Annotated in this window: 19 protein-coding genes; 13 read left to right on the top strand and 6 right to left on the bottom strand. The window is 72.9% G+C overall.

What is annotated here, in order from left to right; translation table 11 throughout:
- Positions 1-8: 8 nt before the first annotated feature.
- Positions 9-1,646, top strand: coding sequence for a beta-N-acetylhexosaminidase (locus ACZ4YL_RS10095; RefSeq protein WP_468115628.1), 1,638 nt, complete (start codon positions 9-11; stop codon positions 1,644-1,646).
- A gap of 212 nt (positions 1,647-1,858) precedes the next feature.
- On the opposite strand, the gene ACZ4YL_RS10090 is transcribed toward ACZ4YL_RS10095, so the two are convergent.
- Both ACZ4YL_RS10090 and ACZ4YL_RS10085 read right to left on the bottom strand, forming a co-directional pair.
- The gene (locus ACZ4YL_RS10090; RefSeq protein WP_468115207.1) at positions 1,859-2,167 is read right to left on the bottom strand and encodes a DUF3040 domain-containing protein; all 309 of its coding nucleotides are present in this window, start codon (positions 2,165-2,167) and stop codon (positions 1,859-1,861) included.
- A gap of 114 nt (positions 2,168-2,281) precedes the next feature.
- Positions 2,282-3,103 carry an endonuclease I family protein gene (locus tag ACZ4YL_RS10085; protein WP_468115205.1) on the bottom strand — a complete coding sequence of 274 codons (822 nt, stop codon included), beginning with the start codon at positions 3,101-3,103 and terminating at the stop codon, positions 2,282-2,284.
- Between the two features lie 218 nt (positions 3,104-3,321).
- Here ACZ4YL_RS10085 and ACZ4YL_RS10080 point away from each other — a divergent pair, with 218 nt between their 5' ends.
- Positions 3,322-3,888: a DJ-1/PfpI family protein gene (locus ACZ4YL_RS10080; RefSeq protein WP_030761290.1), complete on the top strand. Its 567-nt coding sequence runs from the start codon at positions 3,322-3,324 to the stop codon at positions 3,886-3,888.
- 173 nt (positions 3,889-4,061) lie between these two features.
- Here the strand turns inward: ACZ4YL_RS10080 and ACZ4YL_RS10075 are convergent, their stop codons facing one another.
- Positions 4,062-4,883 (bottom strand): glutamate ABC transporter substrate-binding protein, encoded by an 822-nt coding sequence (locus ACZ4YL_RS10075; RefSeq protein WP_468115203.1) that lies wholly within the window; start codon positions 4,881-4,883, stop codon positions 4,062-4,064.
- A 460-nt stretch (positions 4,884-5,343) separates the two neighbouring features.
- Between ACZ4YL_RS10075 and ACZ4YL_RS10070 the strand changes: the two genes are divergently transcribed.
- Positions 5,344-5,886, top strand: a complete 543-nt coding sequence (locus ACZ4YL_RS10070; RefSeq protein ID WP_468115201.1) for a TerD family protein — start codon at positions 5,344-5,346, stop codon at positions 5,884-5,886.
- Positions 5,887-6,059: 173 nt separating this feature from the next.
- Here the strand turns inward: ACZ4YL_RS10070 and ACZ4YL_RS10065 are convergent, their stop codons facing one another.
- Positions 6,060-6,692, bottom strand: coding sequence for a TetR/AcrR family transcriptional regulator (locus tag ACZ4YL_RS10065; RefSeq protein ID WP_468115200.1), 633 nt, complete (start codon positions 6,690-6,692; stop codon positions 6,060-6,062).
- A 153-nt stretch (positions 6,693-6,845) separates the two neighbouring features.
- Here ACZ4YL_RS10065 and ACZ4YL_RS10060 point away from each other — a divergent pair, with 153 nt between their 5' ends.
- From ACZ4YL_RS10060 to ACZ4YL_RS10030, 7 genes are all read left to right on the top strand, one after another.
- Positions 6,846-7,706 (top strand): phosphatase PAP2 family protein, encoded by an 861-nt coding sequence (locus ACZ4YL_RS10060; RefSeq protein WP_468115198.1) that lies wholly within the window; start codon positions 6,846-6,848, stop codon positions 7,704-7,706.
- The gene (locus ACZ4YL_RS10055; protein WP_382544235.1) at positions 7,703-8,593 is read left to right on the top strand and encodes a hypothetical protein; all 891 of its coding nucleotides are present in this window, start codon (positions 7,703-7,705) and stop codon (positions 8,591-8,593) included. Before ACZ4YL_RS10060 ends, ACZ4YL_RS10055 begins: the two co-directional genes overlap by 4 nt.
- A gap of 84 nt (positions 8,594-8,677) precedes the next feature.
- Entirely contained in the window at positions 8,678-8,944 is a 267-nt protein-coding gene (locus ACZ4YL_RS10050; RefSeq protein ID WP_189744401.1) for a GlsB/YeaQ/YmgE family stress response membrane protein, read from the top strand.
- A 337-nt stretch (positions 8,945-9,281) separates the two neighbouring features.
- A complete protein-coding gene (rraA, locus tag ACZ4YL_RS10045; protein WP_468115196.1) occupies positions 9,282-9,761 on the top strand; it encodes a ribonuclease E activity regulator RraA in 480 nt (159 codons plus the stop codon).
- A gap of 117 nt (positions 9,762-9,878) precedes the next feature.
- Positions 9,879-11,510: a peptide-N4-asparagine amidase gene (locus ACZ4YL_RS10040; RefSeq protein WP_468115194.1), complete on the top strand. Its 1,632-nt coding sequence runs from the start codon at positions 9,879-9,881 to the stop codon at positions 11,508-11,510.
- A gap of 27 nt (positions 11,511-11,537) precedes the next feature.
- Positions 11,538-13,238: a serine/threonine-protein kinase gene (locus ACZ4YL_RS10035; protein WP_468115193.1), complete on the top strand. Its 1,701-nt coding sequence runs from the start codon at positions 11,538-11,540 to the stop codon at positions 13,236-13,238.
- Positions 13,239-13,291: 53 nt separating this feature from the next.
- Entirely contained in the window at positions 13,292-14,197 is a 906-nt protein-coding gene (locus ACZ4YL_RS10030) for a phytoene/squalene synthase family protein (protein WP_468115191.1), read from the top strand.
- A gap of 25 nt (positions 14,198-14,222) precedes the next feature.
- On the opposite strand, the gene ACZ4YL_RS10025 is transcribed toward ACZ4YL_RS10030, so the two are convergent.
- Both ACZ4YL_RS10025 and ACZ4YL_RS10020 read right to left on the bottom strand, forming a co-directional pair.
- Positions 14,223-14,945, bottom strand: a complete 723-nt coding sequence (locus ACZ4YL_RS10025; protein WP_468115190.1) for a transglycosylase SLT domain-containing protein — start codon at positions 14,943-14,945, stop codon at positions 14,223-14,225.
- Positions 14,946-15,338: 393 nt separating this feature from the next.
- Positions 15,339-16,247 carry a dihydrodipicolinate synthase family protein gene (locus ACZ4YL_RS10020; protein WP_468115188.1) on the bottom strand — a complete coding sequence of 303 codons (909 nt, stop codon included), beginning with the start codon at positions 16,245-16,247 and terminating at the stop codon, positions 15,339-15,341.
- A gap of 71 nt (positions 16,248-16,318) precedes the next feature.
- On the opposite strand from ACZ4YL_RS10020, the gene ACZ4YL_RS10015 reads away from it, so the two are divergent.
- The 3 genes from ACZ4YL_RS10015 to ACZ4YL_RS10005 all read left to right on the top strand — a co-directional run bounded on the left by ACZ4YL_RS10015 (position 16,319) and on the right by ACZ4YL_RS10005 (position 19,910).
- Positions 16,319-17,287 (top strand): LysR substrate-binding domain-containing protein, encoded by a 969-nt coding sequence (locus ACZ4YL_RS10015; protein ID WP_468115186.1) that lies wholly within the window; start codon positions 16,319-16,321, stop codon positions 17,285-17,287.
- Between the two features lie 73 nt (positions 17,288-17,360).
- A complete protein-coding gene (locus ACZ4YL_RS10010) occupies positions 17,361-18,446 on the top strand; it encodes an S-(hydroxymethyl)mycothiol dehydrogenase (protein WP_301364022.1) in 1,086 nt (361 codons plus the stop codon).
- A 159-nt stretch (positions 18,447-18,605) separates the two neighbouring features.
- A complete protein-coding gene (locus ACZ4YL_RS10005) occupies positions 18,606-19,910 on the top strand; it encodes an alpha/beta fold hydrolase (RefSeq protein WP_468115626.1) in 1,305 nt (434 codons plus the stop codon).
- Positions 19,911-19,984 lie beyond the last annotated feature (74 nt).

Raw genomic sequence — 19,984 nt, 5'->3', positions numbered from 1 at the left:
GGCACATGATGAGCACACCGAGACGGCACACGAGGGTCCGCACCATCGCGACGGCAACGGTCGCCGCGCTGGTCACCCTTGCCCTCCCAGGCTGCACGGCCGCCTCGGACGAGGCGCGCGCCCGCGGCCCCGCCGACTCCTCCACCGCCGCCTCCGCGACGGCGGCGCGCCCGGCCGAAGCCGCCCCCACCCCCACCCCCACACCGACCCCCTCCTACCCCCTGTCCACCGCCCCGCGCACCATCCCGGCGGTACGGGAGCACGTACCCGCCCGCGGCCCCGGCTGGAAGCCCACCGCCGACGCCCGCGTGGTCGTCGCCCCGGACGACACCGCCGCGCTCGCCGACGAGGCCAAGCTGCTCGCCGGTGAACTGCGCATCGGATACGGGGAGTCGGCGGCGCCGCGGGCCGGGGACGTGGAGCTGTCCCTGGACGCGGGGGCCGCGGGAGGGCCCGAGTCGTACACCCTCGACGTCAAGGACGGCCGCGTCCGGATCAACGGCCCCGACCAGGCCGGGGTCTTCTACGGCACGCGCACCCTCAAGCAGGCGGTGAAGAGCGGCGGTTCGGCCCCCGAGGGCACCGTGCGCGACGCCCCCGCCAAACCGCAGCGCGGCCTCAACCTCGACATAGCCCGCAAGTACTTCTCCCCGGACTGGATCGAGGACCGGCTGCGCGAGATGGCCGACCTCAAGCTCAACCAGCTCGGCCTGCACTTCTCCGACGACCAGGCCTTCCGCATCCAGTCCGACACGCACCCCGAGATCGTCTCCACCCCGCACCTCACCAAGGCCCAGGTCCGCGAGATCAACGCGCTCGCCGCCCGGCTGCACATCACGGTCGTTCCCGAGATCGACTCGCCCGGCCACCTCGGCGCTGTCCTGCGCGCCCACCCCGACCTGCAGCTGCGCGACACGCAGGGGCGGGCGGTCAAGGGGGCCGTGGACATATCGAACCCGGCGTCCGCCAAGCTCGTGGACGAGCTGCTGCGCGAGTACATCCCGCTCTTCCCCGGCGGGGCCTGGCACCTGGGCGCCGACGAGTACCAGGCACTGGTCTACCGCGACCCGCAGGCCTCCTTCCCCCAGCTCGCCCGTGCCGCCCAGCAGCGGTACGGGCCCTCGGCGCGGGTCCAGGACCTGGCGACGGGCTGGCTGAACGACCGCGCCGACGTGGTCCGGCCGTCGGGGAAGGCACTCAAGGCGTGGAACGACGGGTTCTTCGCGGGCGGGGTGACGAGCGCCGCCAAGGACATCCAGGTCGAGTACTGGACCGGCAAGGAGAACGGCGCCCGGCCGCCGCTGGAGTACCTCCGCGAGGGCCGCAAGCTCGTCAACCTCAACGACGAGTTCCTCTACTACGTGCTGGGGGAGCCCAACCAGTTCACGTACCCCACCGGGAAGCGGATCTACGAACAGTGGACCCCGCTCGTCCTGCGCGGCACGACCCCCGTCCCGGCCTCGTACGGGCCGCAGATCCTGGGCGGGCGCCTCGCGATCTGGAGTGACCTGGCCGGCGCCCAGACCCAGGCCCAGGTGGCCGCGGGCATCCAGGCTCCGCTGGCCGCGCTCTCCCAGAAGGTGTGGGACGCCCGCACGCCCCAGCTGCCCTGGACCGACTTCAAGGCCCTCGCAGACCGGCTCTGACCGGCCCCCGGTCTCCGCGTTCCCCCGATCTCCGCGGGGCTCTGCCCCCTAAGGGCTGTCCCGTAATCCCCGGTGGATCAGCGCACGGCGTCAGATGCGGTGCATCGCAAGGCGGAGGGGCGCCCGCATACTGGGCGTATTCGGGTGCTCCGACAACGCGGCGAGGTGCCGTAGCTGGCGTCGTGCGCCCGCCGGGGATTACGGGACAGCCCTTAGGGCCGCCCCGTACGGTCGACGCGCTGCCGGCGACGCTGGAGCCACTGGCCGACCAGCGGCAGCGCCAGGACCACCGCCGACGTCCAGACGGCGGCGAAAACCCAGATCAGGAGCCGCGAGACGGTGATCGAGGCCGCCACGAACAGCACCGCCGCCACCACACCGAGCAGCCAGGCGGCCACGGTGCGGTGACGCCGGTGCGACGTCGACCGCAGGATCCGGTCGAGGGAACGGTCACCCTTGAGTTCGGCCTCGATCGCGGAGAGGGCGCGCTGCTCGCGATCGGAGAGTCCGGCTCCGTCCATCACGACGTACCTCCGCCGGCTGCTGCCGTCGGGCGCGGGTCGCAGCCTCTGGCCTGGGAATACCCTGCCTGACGCCGCCCAACCCCCGGAGGAAGCCGTGACTGCGGGCCCCGGTCACCAGATGGAGTTGACCCACTCCGGGTGGTCGATGAACGGGTTGCGGTTGTGCTGGAACTGGTCGAATATGACCTGGTTCCGGCGCTGCTCGAAGGCGTCCGGCGGGTCCATCTGGTTCCACTGCTTCAGCAGGCTGATCCTGCCGAAGAGGGGCGCGGAACCGTTGTTGACCTTGTCGTTCAGCTCCAGGTCCGCGAAGCCGTCACCACCGTCGTAGCGGACGGCCATGTACAGCAGCATCCGCGCCACGTCGCCCTTGACGGCGTCACGCGGCTCGAAGGAGTCGGCGTCGGTCAGGCTGCCCGGTGCCTCGCTCACCGGGCTGCCGCCCTTGTCGAAGTCCTTGTTGCCGCGGGTGCTGTTGACGGTGACGTCCTCCGGGCGCAGGTGGTGCAGGTCGGTGCCCGGGCCGGTGGCGGTGCCGAAGTCGCCGTGGCTCTTGGCCCAGACGTGCTCGCGGTTCCAGTCGTTGACCCCGCCGCCGTTCGTCGCCTTGGACTGGGAGCGGCCGGAGTAGACCAGGATGACGTTGTTGGGGTTCGCCGGGTCCTGGTCGGTCACCTTCAGGGCGTTCCACACACCCTCGTAGGTCACCTTCGACTGGTTCTTGATGATGTCGTGCAGGGCGGTCTTCAGGGCGGGCCCGGTCTTGCCCTGGGCGCTCGCGTAGTAGTCCGCGTACGGGTCCGCAGCGGCGGCCGCCGGGTTCTGCGCGGCGGTCGGGCGCTGCTGGCCGGCGGACGCGGCCGCCGGTACGGCGAACAGGGCGGCGGCGGCGGCGAGGCCGGCCGCCCAGGGGGTCAGGCGCGAGATTCTCATCGGGTGGGGGGTACCTCTCCATACGCACCGTCCCCGCCCGGGGAATTGGCGGAGTGTCAGTGGCAGAGCGAGGGTCACATTGTCATGTGCCGAACAGGTGAAAACCACGTGTCGGGAGTGGGGGATCTTCGTGTGTGCCGGTCGCGCGCCGCGGGCAGGGTAGCGGTGGCCCCCGGTGGGGCCGGAGCGACCATGACCAGCCCGATCTGGAGAAACCCATGGCAGTGAAGATCCTCATCGTGACCGGCGACGCGGCCGAGTCGCTGGAGGTCCTGTATCCGTACCAGCGCCTGCGCGAGGAGGGGTACGAGGTCCACATCGCGGCGCCGCAGGTGAAGAAACTGCGGTTCGTGGTCCACGACTTCGAGGAGGGCTTCGACACCTACACCGAGAAGCCCGGCTACACCTGGCCCGCCGACCTGGCCTTCGCGGACGTCGTCACCGAGGACTACGCGGCCCTGGTCGTCCCGGGCGGCCGGGCGCCGGAATACCTGCGCAACGACCCCGAAGTGCGCCGGATCCTGGCCGCCTTCGCGGAATCCGACAAGCCGATCGCCCAGATCTGCCACGGCCCGCTCATCACGGCCGCGGCCGGGGGCCTGACCGGCCGGCGGGTGACGGCATACCCGGCGCTGGAGCTGGACATGAAGGCGGCCGGGGCCGAGTTCGAGGACTCCGAGACCGTGGTCGACGGCACCCTGGTCTCGGCCCGGGCCTGGCCGGACCACTCGCGCTGGATGCGGGAGTTCCTGACGGTGCTGCGCGGCAAGGCCCCGGTGGCCTGAGCGGGATCACGGATCGCGGATCACACAGGCGGCCGTGACCCCCGTGCGAGGGGTCACGGCCGTCGGGTCGTGCCGTCGGGCGGCGCTTCCGGGCCGGACGGGGGGCGGGCCACCGCCCAGGAGCCGGGGTGCGGCCGACCGCGGAACGGGCGCGGCCACCGCCGCGGCGGAGGTCAGCTGACGGGAGTGATGGCCGGAGCCGGCTCGTACCTGTAGTTCTCGCCGAAGTTCTTCTTCACGGCCGTCTCCCAGGAGCCGTCCGCGACCATCTTCTTCAGCGCGTCGTTGATCTTGCGCTGGAGCTCCTTGTTGCCCTTCTTGACGCCGATGCCGTAGTTCTCGTTGCTCAGGTTCTGGCCGAGCAGCTTGAACTTGTTCTCGTTGCCCTTCCGGGCGGCGTATCCGGCCAGGATGGAGTTGTCGGTGGTCATGGCGTCGACCCGGCTCTCCTGGAGCGCGACGACGCAGTCCGCGTAGCCGGCCATCTCCAGCAGGCCCGCCTTGGGGGCGAGGTTCTTGCGGAGGTTCTCGGCCGAGGTGGAGCCGGAGACCGAGCACAGGCTCTTCGAATTGAGGTCCTCGGCCTTGGTGATCGAAGCGTCGCCGGCGCGCGTCAGCAGGTCCTGGTGCGCGACGAAGTACGGTCCGGCGAAGTCGACCTTCTCCTTGCGCTTGTCGTTGATCGAATAGCTCGCGACGACGAACTTGACCTCGTTGTACTGGAGCAGCAGCTCGCGGTCGTTGCTGTAGACCTGCTTGAATTCGATCTTGTCCGACTTGTAGCCGAGTTCCTTGGCCACGTAGGTGGCGACGTCGACGTCAAATCCGGAGAAGGTGCCGTCGGTCTCCCGCATGCCTATGCCGGGCTGGTCGAACTTGATGCCGATGGCGAGGGTCCCGTCCCCCTGGTTCCCATCGTCGAAGACGCCGCACCCGGAGGCGGTCAGGGCGATCGCGATCACTGCGGCGACCGCACCGGCCTGGGGAACCTTCATGCTGCACTCTTTCCTGGGCGAACGCGGGACGCGTCACCGGGATCGCCGGGGGCGTGTGGAACCGCGCGAATATGGGGGACGTCGGGACGCGTGTACGAGGAAGCTAGGAAGCGGAACGGCTTACCGTCACTAGATTTGAGCAAAACTTGAGGATAACGATCCGGTCAGCCGCAGATCGTGCGGTTGGCGCAGGTCGGAGCGGGGGATAGGGGCGGGCGCGGGAGCGGGTCCGGCGCGATGGGACGGAAATATGACCCTCTCGGGCGAATGGGCGTAAATCCGTTTTGTCCGTATCGTGAGGTCGCCCGCGTGCCGGTACGGCGCTCACCGGGCGGACGGCGACGACCGGGCCGGGTGGCCCAACCGGCCGAAATGGCCGGAAACGCACGATCGTTCGGGCCGGGCCGGCGGGTGCGTGGGATCATGGATGCGCAATGCCCGTGAGTGAAGGGGGAGTTCGGTGACCGGTGTACGCAAGGGGCTGGCCAGGGTGGAGTTCGCGCTGCGGTGGGACCCCAGCCCGACGGGCACGCCCGCGAACGACCTCGACATAGTCGCCGCGGTGTACGGCGCCACGGACCTCCACGGGACGCCCGTCCAGCTCGTGCACTTCGGCAGTCGGTCGCCCGACGGAACCATCACCTTGAACCGGGACAGCCACACCGGCCAGGGCTTCGGCTTCGACGAGGTGATGACCATCGAGCTGGACCGGATGGCACCGGAGTCGAGCCGGGTACTGGTCGGCGTGGTCATCCAGAACACCGACGCCGGCGTCGCCGACCGTACGAAGACCTTTGCCGACATCGGCGGCGCCGGATTCCGGATCCGCGAGGGCCACACCGACCTCGCCCAGGGTGACTTCGCGGCGCTGACCGCCGCCACCGCGGCCACCGTCGCCGAGTTCACCCGCGATGCGTCCGGCCCCTGGTCCTTCGACCTGCGGCTGCACGGGTTCGAAGCCGACCCGGAGGTGTTCGCCCGGACCATGGGCGCGCTCCGCTGAGGCCTGCCGGGTCGGTGCGGGGCTGTCCGGGCCGGTGCGGAGCCGCGCGGACCGGGCGGCGGCCACTCCTGGGGTGAGTGGTCGCCGCCCCGTCCGGGTGGCGCGCTGCCGCCGTCCCCACGAGGCAGCGCGGGCGGGTCGCCGTCAGGTCATCAGGACGGCGGCCCACCGGTTCAGGGGGCCTGACCGGCCGGGGGTCCGGTGGGACGGGAAGGCGTGAGACCCAGGGACGGGAGCATCACGGCGTCGACGAACCGGACCAGGTAGTCGGCGTCCGCGTACCGCCCCTCCAGCACCGGCCGGATCCGGAGCACGCCCATCAGCTGGGCGGGCAGGAACTCCACGGCCGGATGGTCCGCGGCGATCTCGCCGCGCGCCACGGCCCGTCCGACCATCTCGGCGAACGCGGCCAGCTCCGGCTCGACCAGCGCCTCGCGCAGGGCGGCCTGGAGTTCCTCGTCACTGAGCACGGCGTGCCCGAGGGCCTGCGTCAGCCGGGTGTCCCTGCCGGAGGTCCCGGCCGCGATCCGGGCCGCCTCGCGCAGATCGCCGGCCAGCGACCCGGTGTCCACCGCGACGAGGGTGCCGCGGCGGCCCGCGCGCAGGGCCGCGGCCACGAGCTGGGGCTTGGTCTTCCACTGCCGGTAGAGCGTCGACTTGCCGCAGCTGGCCCGGGCGGCGACGCCCTCCATGGTCAGGGCCTCGTAGCCGCACTCGCGCAGCTGCTCCAGGACGGCGTCGTAGAACTCCTGCTCACGCTCCGGGGTGATCTTGGAGCGGCGCGCGGGGGACGGTGTGGACGTCATGGATGCGGCTCTCCTCGGGGGCGCCTCGGCGGCAGGTTCCACTACGGAAGTGTACGGGAACGCGACCGTATCGGTACACCCGCGTATCGATACGCCAATGTATCGATACACTGGCGTGTCGCTGTGCGCGTAAACAGGAAGAGAGACCGGGGGATGAGCTCCCACACCACACCTGCCGGGCCGGCAGCCGGGCCGAGAGCCGCGCGCCGCCGCCTCATACGCGAGCTGCTGCTCGTCGCGGGCTTCTTCACCGTCTACAAGGCGGGCCGGCTGCTCTCGACCGACCGCACCGACGAGGCCTTCCGCAACGCGGCGCGCATATGGGACGCCGAGCGCTTCCTGCACCTGCCGGGCGAGGGCGCGATACAGCGGCTGCTGCTGCACGGGGACGCCCTCGTCACCACCGCGAACACCTACTACGCGGGCGTCCACTTCCCCGCGACCGCGCTCTTCCTGATCTGGCTCTACGTCCGGCGCCCCGCCCACTACCTGTGGACGCGCCGCGTGCTCGCCGGACTCACCGGAGCCGCCCTCGCCCTGCACCTGGCCTTCCCGCTCGCGCCCCCGCGCCTGCTCGACGCCGCGCGGCTCATCGACACCGCACAGGTCTACGGACCCACCGTCTACAAGGCCGCACCGGCCGAGGACACCCTGGCGAACCAGTTCGCCGCCATGCCCTCACTGCACTTCGGGTGGGCGCTGATGCTCGCGCTCGGCATGATCGCCGCCACCTCCTCGCGGTGGCGCTTCCTGTGGCTGCTGCACCCGCTGCTGACCCTGCTCGTGATAGTCGGCACCGCCAACCACTACTGGCTCGACGCCGCCGTGGCCGCCGCCCTGCTGTGGGCGGCCGTGCTGCTCATCCCGAAGCCGCGAACGAGCGAGCCGGATCCGGACCGGGGCGCGCGCCCGGGCCCGGACCGGGGAACGGGCTCGGAGTCCGGCCAGGACATCCCCGTACGAAGCCTGCCGCGCCCGCGGAGCGCGGACGCGGCCGTAGGAGCCGGACAATGAACGACACCACCCTCGCCGTCGGACTCTGCCTGGCTTCGGCCGTGGCCTACGCGGCTGCCGCCGTCGCCCAGGAACGGCTCGCCCGGGCCGCCGTCGCGCGCACCGCCAAGGCCCTGCTGGGCTCCGGTGCCTGGTGGTGGTCGGCCGGGCTGAACGCCGCCGCCGCGCTGCTGCACGCGGCGGCCCTGCGGTACGGCCCCCTCACCCTGGTGCAGCCGCTCGGCGCGCTCACCCTGGTGGCCGCCGTCCCGCTGGGGGCGCGCAGGTCCGGCCGCCGGGTGGCGGCCACCGAATGGCGGGGCACCCTGGCCACCGTCACCGGGCTCGGCCTGCTGCTGCTCCCGGCCTCCGGGCCGGCCCCCGACGACACCCTCACGCTGATCGAGGCGCTGGCCGTCTCCGGCGCGACCATCGCCGTGATCCTGATGCTGACCGCGGACAAGGACCCGCGCTCGGGCCTGCGCCACGCGACTGCCTCCGGGCTGGCCTCCGCGGCGGCCTCCGCCCTGACCCAGACGGTCGCCGTGGCGGCCGGTCGCGGCGGAGCCCTGCTCAGCGTCCGGGTCGTCTCCGTGGCCCTGCTCGTCATGGTGTTCGCCGTCGGCGGGATGCTGCTGTCGCAGCGGGCCTACCGCGGCGGACTGGGCGCCCCGCTGGCCGTGGTGAACCTCGCCAACCCGCTGGCCGCGGCCGCCATCGGCATGGTCCTGCTCGGCGAACGACTCCAGGGCGGAGTGCCGGGGCTGCTGCTGGCCGGCGCCGGGGCCTTCCTGGCCGCGCGCGGGGTGGTCCTGCTCACCCGGACGCCCTCCACCGGCGCGGGTCCGGGCGCCGGCCCCGTCACGGGCGCCGAGCTCCCCGTACCCGCCGGCCGCGTGGCGGTCTGAGCGGCGGAGAACCGATCCGCCCCCGGGCGCGTCCTCCGAGGAGAACGCCCGAACGACGAAACGACCGAAGCGGAGTGACCGGACATGGGGATCGTCAGCTGGATCATCCTGGGACTGCTGGCAGGGGGCATCGCCAAGGTCCTGCTGCCCGGCCGTGATCCCGGCGGCCTGATCGGGACCACCCTCATCGGCGTCGCCGGAGCCTTCATCGGCGGCTGGCTGTCGGCGAAGGTCCTGGACAAGCCCATCCAGACCGAGTTCTTCGACCTCGCCACCTGGGGCTCCGCCATCGCGGGCTCACTGGTCCTGCTGATCGGTTACCGCATCCTGTTCGGCAACTCCCGCAACTGACCCGGCCCCACGCGGTCCGGGCCGGCCCCACGCGGTCCGGGCCGGCCCCACGCGGTCCGGGCCGGCCCCACGCGGCCCACGCCCCGGCCCCGGTCGCGTCTCGCGCCGCCTCGAACCTGGCCCGCGTACGCGAGGCCGCCCGTCGGATTCCGGCCGATGTCCGGCTCGGGCCTCAGGACCGCCACCGGCGACAAGCACCTCGCCCGCCCGGGCAGCCGCCCCCCTCACGGGACGAGCCGCCTCGGTGAACCGCCCTGCGGCGCCGCAGGTTCGGCCGATTACGCTGGCCGCACCACCGCGACGTACGCGCACGAGCAGCGAGGAAACCGGTAGCCAGATGAGTGTCACCCCCGTCCCCACAGCCGACCTGTACGACGAGTACGGCGAGTCCCTGGCCATCTGTGCCACCGGGTTCCGCCAGTTCGGCGGCCGCCGGCTGTTCGCCGGCCCCGTACGGACCGCGCGCTGCCACGAGGACAACGCGCTGCTGCGCACCCTCCTCCACACGCCGGGCGAGGGCGCGGTGCTCGTCGTGGACGGCGGCGGCTCACCGCGTACCGCCCTCGTCGGCGACCTCATCGCGGGCGCGGCCGAGGCCAACGGCTGGGCCGGCCTGATCATCAACGGCTCGGTCCGCGACAGCGTCGCCCTCGGCGGGCTCGACCTCGGCATCAAGGCGCTCGGCACGGTCCCCCGCAAGAGCGGCAAGACCGGCGACGGCGCGGTCGACGAGCCCGTCACCATCGGCGACGTCACCTTCCGCGCCGGGGACACCGTCCACGCGGACGACGACGGCGTGGTCGTCCTGCCCCGCTGACGTGCGGACCGCTGACGTCCGGTCCGGAGCCGGCGGGACCGGGGCGGTTGAGAACCGGCCAGGGCCCGGGCTCGGGCCCTGGCACGGCCCCGGCGGGCCGGGTTTCACTGCGGGCCCATGAGACGACGACACCGGATCACCGGCCTGCTCGGCGCGATCGCGCTGACCGCCGCCACCCTGGCCGCCGCGGGACCCGCGTCCGCCGCCGGGACCCCGGCCGCGGACCCGCCGCCCGCCGAGTTCGGCACCGACTGGCACGACCCGCTCACCGCGGCCCCGCCCGTCGCCCGGCCCACGACCCGGTCCTGCCAGGTGACCCTCGCGGAGGCGCAGTTCCGCGACTTCACGCCCTACCGCGGCAGCTACGCACCGCCCGCCGCCTGCGGTGCGGCCGGCTGGGCCAAGGTGGTCCTGCGCCTCGACGGCAAGGTCAAGGGCCGCCAGTACGACCGCCTCGGCCACCTCTCCCTCGGCGGGGTCGAGATCCTGCGCACCTCCACCCCGCAGCCCTCGCCCGACGGCATCGCCTGGTCCGTCGAGAAGGACGTCACCCGCTACCGCGACACCCTCGCCCGCCCGCAGCCCGTCGAGATGCTCATCGGCAACGTCGTCGACGACACCTACACCGGTGTCATCGACGTCAAGGTGACCCTGACCTTCTACGCCGCCGACGGCCGCAACCCGGCTCCGGACACCCCCGACCGCGTCCTGCCCCTCACCACCCCCTCGGTCACCACCCCGCGCAACACGGAGCGCCTCCTCGCCGAGGTGTACGCCACCGGCTCGGGCGGCGGCTGCGAGGAGTACTGGTACATGACCACCCCGGACGCGGCCCCGTACTCCTGCAAGGCCGCCGACGGCCCGTACCGCGAGGTCCGGGTCTCCGTCGACGGACAGCTCGCCGGCATCGCCGCGCCCTTCCCCACCGTCTGGACCGGCGGCTGGTCCAACCCCTTCCTCTGGTACGTCACCCCCGGCCCGCGCGCCTTCGACGTCCAGCCGATCCGCTACGACCTCACCCCCTACGCCGCCCTCCTCAACGACGGCCGTCCGCACCGGATCGAGGTCTCCGTCGCCGGGGTTCCCGCCGGACAGAGCGGCTGGAGCACCCCCACCAACCTGCTGCTCTGGCAGGACGAGGGCCGGGAGGTCGTCACCGGCGCCCTGACCCGGTACGAGCGAAGCGATCCGGCCGGCCACTCCCGCTGGACGCCCGCGGCCCCCGGTGGACAGCACCGCCTGGACACCGAGGGCGGCCGCCGGCTGACCGTCGCCGGGCACCTGAACACCTCCCACGGCCGCGTGGCCACCACCGTCACCCGCGCCGTGCGGGGCACCTCCGTGCACCGCTGGACCGACGGCGAGAACCAGGACGCGCTCACCGGCACCTGGACCGACGAGGAGAGCGTGACGCGCGGGCCGGCCACCACCCGCACCGACCGCACCTACACGATGGACGGCGAGACCACCCTCGGCGCCGGCGACCGGCTGCGTACCGTCCTCTCGCTCGGCGACCGCGCCGACACCGTCACCCTGCGCGGCGGCAGGGCCGTCGACAGCTCCCGGCTCGACGACCGGTACACGGGCGACGCCACCTACACCGCGAACGTCCCGCGCGACCAGCGGCACGCGGTCGCCACCACGTCCGCCCGCTACCGGTTGTACGGGTCCGCAGCACCCGGCGGCTGTTACGACCGAACGGTCGCCACCGCTCAGGGCACGCTCACGGTGGACCGCCGACACTGCTGATCCGGCCGCCCCCTACGATGAGCGGCCATGGATACGAGTGAGGCCGGCAGACAGCTGATCGACGGCCGTTTCGAGCTGGTCGCCCCCCTGGGCAGCGGGGGCATGGGTACGGTGTGGCGCGCCCGCGACATCGCCCTGCACCGCGAGGTCGCGCTCAAGGAGGTGCGCCCGCCGGACCCGGCGACCGCTGCCGCCCAGCCCGGCCTCGCGGACCAGATGCGTGAACGCGCCGTCCGAGAGGCCCGCGCCCTCGCCCGTCTCGCCCACCCCCACGTCGTGACGATCCACCACATCGTCGAGCCCGCGGAGGGCACGGAGGGGCACCCGTGGATCGTCATGGAGATGGTCCGGGGCGGCTCCCTGCACGACCGTCTGGAGTCCGGCCCCGTGCCGCCCGCCGAGGCGGTGCGGCTCGGCCTCGACGTGCTGTCCGCGCTGCGCGCCGCGCACGCCGAGGGGATCCTCCACCGTGACGTGAAGCCCGCCAACGTGTTGCTGCGCCCCGACGGGTCGGCCGTGCTGACCGACTTCGGCATCGCCGCGCTGCACGACTCCACCGGACTCACCGCGACCGGCGTGCTGATCGGCTCCCCGGAGTACATCGCACCCGAACGTGTCCGCGGGGAGGAGGGGCTGGCCGCCTCCGACCTGTGGTCGCTGGGCATGCTGCTCTACGTGGCAGCGGAGGGGGTCCACCCGCTGCGCCGGGCCACCAGCCTGGCCACGGTCGTCGCGGTGCTCGACGAGCCGATCCCGGCGCCCGTGCGCTCCGGCCCGCTGGCGCCCGTACTGGACCGGCTGCTCGTACGGGACCCGGCCGCGCGGCCCGACGGGGCGCAGCTCGAACAACTGCTCCGGGACGCGAGCGCCGCTCTCGGATCCGGCTACGGGGCGGGCGCCGTGCCGGTCGCCGCCGCGCCGGCCGTCTCCGTGCCGGCCGCACCCGCCGCTCCCATCGCCCCGGGTCAGTACGGCCCGTACGGCGGCCCGTACGGGCCGCCCACCCCGCCGCCGTTCGGCCAGGGTGGCTCCCCCTACGGGGCTCCCACCACGCCCGTCCCGCTGACGAACGCACCGCGCAGGCGCCCGGCCCTGATCGGCGCGGCCCTCACGGTGGTGCTGGCGGCCGCCGTCGTCGGGATCGTCCGGTGGATGCCCGACGGGAACTCCGGCGACGACGACGCGGCCGATTCCCGTGCCACCCGGCCCGCCGTCGCCACCCCGGCCGGCACCCCGGCTTTCACCCCGGGCGCGAAGGCGAGCACGTCCAAGAGCGTCGCCGCCCGCGGCAGCATGCTCACCCCGCAGAACATCCGGATCGCCGTGGACGCGCTCAAGGAGAAGACCGGCACCACCACCTTCGTGGACCTCACCGTCTACGAGGGCTACGTCCTCGCCTCGATCCCCACCGCCCCCGGCGCCGACACCGTCGACGCCTGGCAGTACCGCGACGGCGCCGCCCAGCGCACGGGCCCGGACGGCACCGTGGAGGAGGGCGAGCCGCTCATCGACATGGCGACCGTCAACTGGGACGCGGTGCCCGGCCTCCTGGAGCAGTCCAAGAAGGAGTTCGGCATCGAGAAGCCGGCCTCGACCTATGTGATCATCGACCCCTGGATGATGGATCAGGTCCCCTGCATGCGGCCCTACGTCACCGACGAGTACGGTCGCGGCGGCTATCTGCTCGCGGGTATCGACGGCAAGGTCAAGAAGGTCACCAAGTTCTGACATCGTCCACCCGTACACACCTGCGGTCCGACAGGTTCAGGAGCACGACCACGATGCCCAGCTGGCGCACCACCCTCACGGCGGCCGGCATCTCCGGCACCCGGCTGCGGGAGGACTACACGCACGCCGCGCGCCGGGTCCTGCGCCGCGAGTCCGCCCCGTACCTGGCGCTGCGGCTGCTGGCCGCGCCGCCGCTGGTGCCCGCCCTCGCCGCGGGTCTCGCCTTCATGAACCTGGTCGACGACGTCGCCGAGACCGGTACCCCGCGGCAACGGGCCGCCGGTCTGGCCGCGTTGTCCGAGCGGGTGGAGGCGTCCCTGAAGTCCGGGGACAGCCCCGACCCCGTCCTGCGGGCCTACGCGCACGCGGTGGATGTCCGAGGCCTGCCCCCGCACTGGGTCTCCCGCTTCCTGGAGGGCGCCGCCACCGCCGAGGTGGGCTTCGACGGCTTCGCCGCGGAGGAGGACTTCCAGGCCTACCTCGACGCCTACGCGTGGCCCGGGGTGCTGGTCTTCACCGGACTGCAGTACGAGGGCGGCCCCGACCCGGAACAGGCCGCGGGCTGGCGGCGGTTCGTCGACGCCGCCCAGCGCGTGGACTTCCTCGCCGACCTCTGCGGGGACCTCGCGGCCGGCCGGCTCTGCATCCCGCGCGCCCGGCTCGACGAGCACTCCGTGACCTGCGCCGACCTGGAACAGGCCCGCGACACCCCGGCCGTGCGCGCTCTGCTGGCCGCCGAGTGCCGGCGTGCCCGTACGGCCCTGGACGCCACCCACGGCATCCTCGACCTCGCCGAACCCGGACTGCGTCCCGTCATCGCGACGATGGCGGAGCTGATGGCGCACCAGCTGACCGCCGTGGAGCGGGCGGGAGCCGCCGCCCTGCGCCGGGACATCGGCTACGGCCTGGCGGCGCCCCTGCGGATCCTCGTCCGCGCCGCCCGGCGTCGTCCGGTGTGAACCGGCGCGGGGAGTTTCCCGGTTTCTAGTAGGCCCCGTTGACGTTGTCGATCGAGCCGTAGCGCGCGGCCGCGTAGTTGCAGGCGGCGGTGATGTTGGCGACCGGGTCGTAGGAGTTCTGCGAGGTGCCGGGCACGTGGTAGGCGCGGAAGGTCGGATCGATGACCTGGAGCAGCCCCTTGGACGGGATTCCGTTGCGGGCGTTGATGTCCCAGTTGTTGATCGCCAGCGGATTGCCCGAGGACTCCCGCATCACATTGCGGTGAATTCCGTTGTAGGAGCCGGGAATACCGTGCTTGGCCATGACGGCGAGGGACTCGCGGATCCACCCGTCGAGATTGTTCGGGTAGGCGGTGGCCGGCTTGGCGGCGGGCTTGGCGGCAGTCGTGGCAGCAGGCTTGAGGGCGGTCCGGGCGGCGGACCTGCTCGCACGTTCGGTCTCCGCCTGGGTGCCGAGCTTCAGTTTGATGCCGGGCCGGATGATCGACGGGTTGTCGCCGATGACGCTCCGGTTCGCCGCGTAGAGCTGCTGCCAGCCGCCGCTCAGGGAATGATCCGCCGCGATCTCCGAAAGGGTGTCGCCCGCGACCACGGAATACGTGGTGGGGGCGGCGGCCGTCTCCGCCGCCCCGGCGGTGGTGGCACTGATCAGCGGGAGAGTGAGGGCCGCGCCACCGGTGCCGGCGAGGGCCAGCTTGCGGGTGATCCGGTAGTGCTTCGGCCGACGGTGCTTACCCTTTGCAGGCATGGCGGAATTCCTCACGTGGGGGGACGGGAGATCCCGGGCGGCGGCCGTATTCGGCAGCTGACCACCAGGAACGAGGTGACCGTAGGCGAGCGCGCCACGCGGGAACAAGACCCGAATTCCACCGATAGATCGACATCTCGCTATCGGCCGGGTAAATGACCTTGAAGGGGTATCCGCGCAATAGTCGATTCCCTTTCCGGGAAAAGGGAATCGACCGTTGTGTGGAAATGATGTTGAGGTGTTCGGTGTGGCTCACATCACGGGTCGCCGACCGGATGGCCAATACGGGCAAGTCCGCTCTCCGGGTGCCTCATCAGGGCGACTTACCTGTAGGCGGCGAATCGCCCATTCAGGACTCTTTCCGGCGGATCGTCGACCGGTGCGCCCCCACGGTCACGTCAGCCGCTCCAGGGCGGCCGTCAAGGCCGTCACCGCCCCCTGCGAGGCCGGCAGCAGAGGCAGCCGGACGTCCGGGGTCGGGATCCGCCCCTGGGCGTGCAGGACGCCCTTGAGCACCGCCGGATTGGGCTCGGCGAAGGCCGCCGCCGACATCCGGGCCAGCGCGTGCCCCAGCGGCCGCGCCCGGGCCACGTCGCCCGCCCGCCAGGCCTCGGCGAGCTCCGCGAAGCGGTCCGTCGCCAGATGCGCCGAGGCCAGGATCCCGCCCACCGCACCCAGCGCCAGCAGCGGGGACAGGTAGGCGTCGTCACCGGCCAGCACCTCGAACCCGGCCGGCAGGTCACCGAGCAGCGCCACCGCGTCCTCGCCGATGCCACCGCCCGCGTACTTCATGCCGGCGACCCCCGGCAGCGCCCCGAGCGCCCCCAGCGCGGCCGCGTCCAGGGGCTGCCCGGTCCGGTACGGGATGTGATAGACGATCAGCGGGACCGGGCTCACCTCGGCCAGCCGCGCGAAGTGCGCCAGCACCCCGGCCGCCGAGGGCCGGACGAACGGCGGCACGGTCACCAGCGCCGCCCGGACCTCGGGCCACCGGGTCAGCCGGGCCAGCGAGGCCTCGGCGGCCCGGGTGCCACCGGCCCCCGCGCCGACGACAAGCGGCGCGCCCCGCTCCCCGCAGACCCGGGCGCACACCCCGGTGACGAGGTCGCGCTCCGCCTCGTCGAGACCGGCCGCCTCCGCGGTGGTGCCGAGCGCGACGATGCCGGTGGCGCCGGCGTCCAGCACCTCGTGGGCGAGTGCCTCCAGCGCCTCGGCGGCGACGTCCCCGGTGCGGGTGAAGGGAGTGACGAGCGGTACGTGGATCCCGTGCAACGGGAGGTTCTCTGCGATGTCCTGTGCCATGCCCAAGAGCCTTGCCCGTCCAAAGGATCAAATCCAGTTCGCGTTCCTTACCCAACCCGTAAGCTGAGCCGATGCTCGACGTACGACGCCTGCGCCTGCTGCGCGAACTCGCCCGGCGCGGCACCATCGCCGCCGTCGCCGAGGCCCTCAGCTTCAGCCCTTCGGCGGTCTCCCAGCAGCTGAGCGTCCTCGAACGGGAGGCCGGCCTGCCCCTGCTGGAGCGCACCGGCCGCGGGGTCCGCCTCACCCCGGCCGGCCAGACCCTGGTCGGACACGCCGAGGCGGTCCTCGAACGGCTGGAACAGGCCGACGCCGACCTCGCCGGAGCGCGCGGGGGTCTGGCCGGGGCCCTGCGGATCGGCGCCTTCCCCACCGCCACCCGGGCCATCGTCCCGGCCGCGCTGATCGCCCTCGCCCGGCGCCATCCGGGGCTGGAGCCGATGGTCTCGGAGACGGACCCGGCCGCGGTGGCACACGCCCTGCGGGCCGGGGACCTGGACGTGGCGCTGGTGCACGAGTACGACTTCGTACCCGCCGAGCCCGAGCCGGGACTGGCCACCGAGCCGCTCTACGGCGAGGCGATGTATCTGGCCGCGCCCGCCGCCGGGGCTCCCGCCCCCTCCGGAGGCCCGGCCCCCTCCGGAGGCCCGGCCCCCTCCGGTGAATCCGACCAGGGCGCGGTCCTGCGCACGCACGCCCGGGCGCCCTGGATCACCGCCACCCCCGGCACCCTCTGCCATGCCATGACGGTCCGGGCCTGCCAGGCCGCCGGTTTCACCCCGCGGGTCCGCCACCAGGTCGACGAGTTCGCCACCGTGCTCGCCCTCGTCGCGGCGGGCCAGGGGGTGGCCGTCGTACCGCAGCTCGGGGTCACGGGACCGGCCGATCCGGCCGTACGCCTCACCCGCCTGCTCATGGAGCGCCGTACCAACCTCGCCTTCCGCAGCGGAGCCGGCGCGCACCCGGCCGTGGCGGTCTTCGGCGCGGCACTTCGGGCCGCCGTACCACCGGATCTGGCCGGGTCGCGCGCCGGAACGTGACACAACTCCCTTACCGCGTGCCGTCCGTGTACGTTCGTTGATCCAGACGGATTCGATCAGAGCGGGGTACGACGTGACACATCGCGTACGAGGGGTCATCGCCCGGAGCAAGGGCGCACCGGTGGAGACGACGACGATCCTCGTGCCCGACCCGGGACCCGGCGAGGCCCTCGTCCGGGTGCAGGCCTGCGGGGTCTGCCACACCGACCTGCACTACCGTGAGGGCGGCATCAACGACGAATTCCCCTTCCTGCTCGGCCACGAGGCCGCCGGAGTCGTCGAATCGGTCGGCCCTGACGTCACCTCCGTGGCTCCCGGGGACTTCGTGATCCTGAACTGGCGTGCGGTGTGCGGCACCTGTCGCGCCTGCAGGCGCGGACGCCCCTGGTACTGCTTCGCCACGCACAACGCCACCCAGCCCATGACCCTGGAGGACGGCACCCCGCTCTCCCCGGCCCTCGGTATCGGCGCCTTCGCCGAGAAGACCCTGGTCGCGGCGGGCCAGTGCACCAAGGTGGACCCGGCGGCCGCCCCGGCCGCCGCCGGACTCCTCGGCTGCGGCGTGATGGCCGGTCTCGGCGCCGCCCTGAACACCGGCAACGTCGGGCGGGGCGACTCCGTCGCCGTCATCGGCTGCGGTGGAGTGGGCAACGCGGCCGTGGCCGGGGCCCGCCTCGCCGGCGCCTCGCGGATCATCGCGGTGGACCTGGACGACCGGAAGCTGGAGTGGGCCCGGGGCCTGGGCGCGACCCACACCGTTAACGGGCGTACGGAGGACGTGGTCAAGGCCGTCCAGGCCCTGACCGGAGGCAACGGCGCGGACGTGGTCATCGACGCCGTGGGCCGCCCCGAGACCTACCAGCAGGCCTTCTACGCGCGCGACCTGGCCGGGACGGTGGTCCTGGTGGGCGTACCGACCCCGGAGATGAAGCTCGAACTCCCGCTCCTCGACGTCTTCGGCCGCGGCGGCGCCCTGAAGTCCTCCTGGTACGGGGACTGCCTGCCCGAGCGCGACTTCCCGCTGCTCATCGATCTCTACCTGCAAGGCCGGCTCGACCTGGACGCCTTCGTCTCCGAGACCATCCCGCTCGACGGCGTCGAGGACGCCTTCGCCCGGATGGAACGCGGCGAGGTCCTCCGCTCGGTCGTCGAGTTCTGACACCCCGTCCGGCCCGGCCTGCCCGTCACGCCAGGCCGGTCCGGCCGGTCCGGTCAGGCCCTGCCTAGACTCGGACCGCCACAACCCCCGCGCCCCCGCCGCCACCCGGCCGGGGCGCGGTCCTTCATCTCCTCGTACCCCTGGGGGCCGTCCGTGACCATCGCACACAGCTACCGCCAGCCCGGCACGGTCCTCACCGACCACCGGTTCTCCGTCCCCCTGGACCACGCGCGCCCGGACGGGGAGCGGATCGAGCTGTACGCCCGGGAGGTCGTGGCCGCCGGCAAGGACCCCGAGGCGCTGCCGTGGCTGCTCTACCTGGAGGGCGGTCCCGGCTTCGGCGCCCGCCGCTTCATCGGCCGCCAGGCCTGGCTGGAGCGCGCGCTGACCGAGTACCGGGTGCTGCTCCTCGACCAGCGCGGAACCGGCCGCTCCACCCCGGTGAACCGGCAGACCCTGCCCCTGCGCGGCACCCCCGCGCAGCAGGCGGAGTACCTCGCCCACTTCCGCGCCGACTCCATCGTGCGCGACGCCGAGGCCATCCGCCCCGGCCTGACCGGCGGCGCGCCCTGGACCGTGCTCGGCCAGAGCTTCGGCGGCTTCTGCGCCACCCACTACCTCTCCACCGCGCCCGAAGGCCTCACCGCCGCCCTTATCACCGGCGGCCTCCCGTCGCTGACCGCCACCGCCGACGAGGTGTACGAGGCCGCGTACCCCCGCATCGAGCGCAAGAACCTGGCCCACTACGCCCGGTACCCGATGGACGTCGAGCGCGCCCGCCGGATCGCCGCCCACCTCGCGGAGCACCCGGCCGAACTCCCCGGCGGCCACAGCCTCACCGTCGAGGGCTTCCAGTCGCTCGGCATCCTCCTCGGCGGGGGCGACGGCAGCCACCAGCTCCACTACCTGCTGGAGGACGCCTTCGTGCCGACCCCCGCGGGACCCGCCCTCTCCGACGCCTTCCTGGAGGGCGTCCGGGCCCAGCTCTCCTTCGCGGGGCACCCCCTCTATGCGCTGGTCCACGAGGCGATCTACGCCCAGGACCCCGCCACGCCCACCGGCTGGGCCGCCGAACGGGTGCGCGCCGGCCACCCCCGATTCGACGCCGGCAAGACGCTCGCGGGCGACGAGCCGCTGCTCTTCACCGGCGAGACCATCCACCCCTGGCACTTCACCACCGACCCGTCCCTCGCGCCGCTGCGCGAGACCGCCGAACTCCTGGCCGCCCGTACCGGCTGGCAGCCGCTCTACGACCCCGCACGCCTGGCCGCCAACGAGGTGCCGGTGGCCGCCGCCGTCTACCACGACGACATGTACGTGGACACCGCGCACTCGCTGGAGACGGCCCGGTCCGTCCGGAGCCTGCGGACCTGGGTGACGGACGAGTTCGAGCACGACGGCGTCCGCGCCGGCGGCACCCGCGTCCTGGACCGGCTGCTGGCCCTGGTCCGCGACGCGGCGTAACCGGTGTCCGCGCAGGTCAGGGATGTGATGGGGGCATCGATAAATCGTTCCGGCAGAAGTTGATCACACGGTTA

Source organism: Streptomyces sp. NPDC030021, from assembly GCF_055574035.1.
The sequence above is the reverse complement of the archived record's forward strand: the minus strand, read 5'-3'. Positions and strand labels throughout refer to the sequence as shown.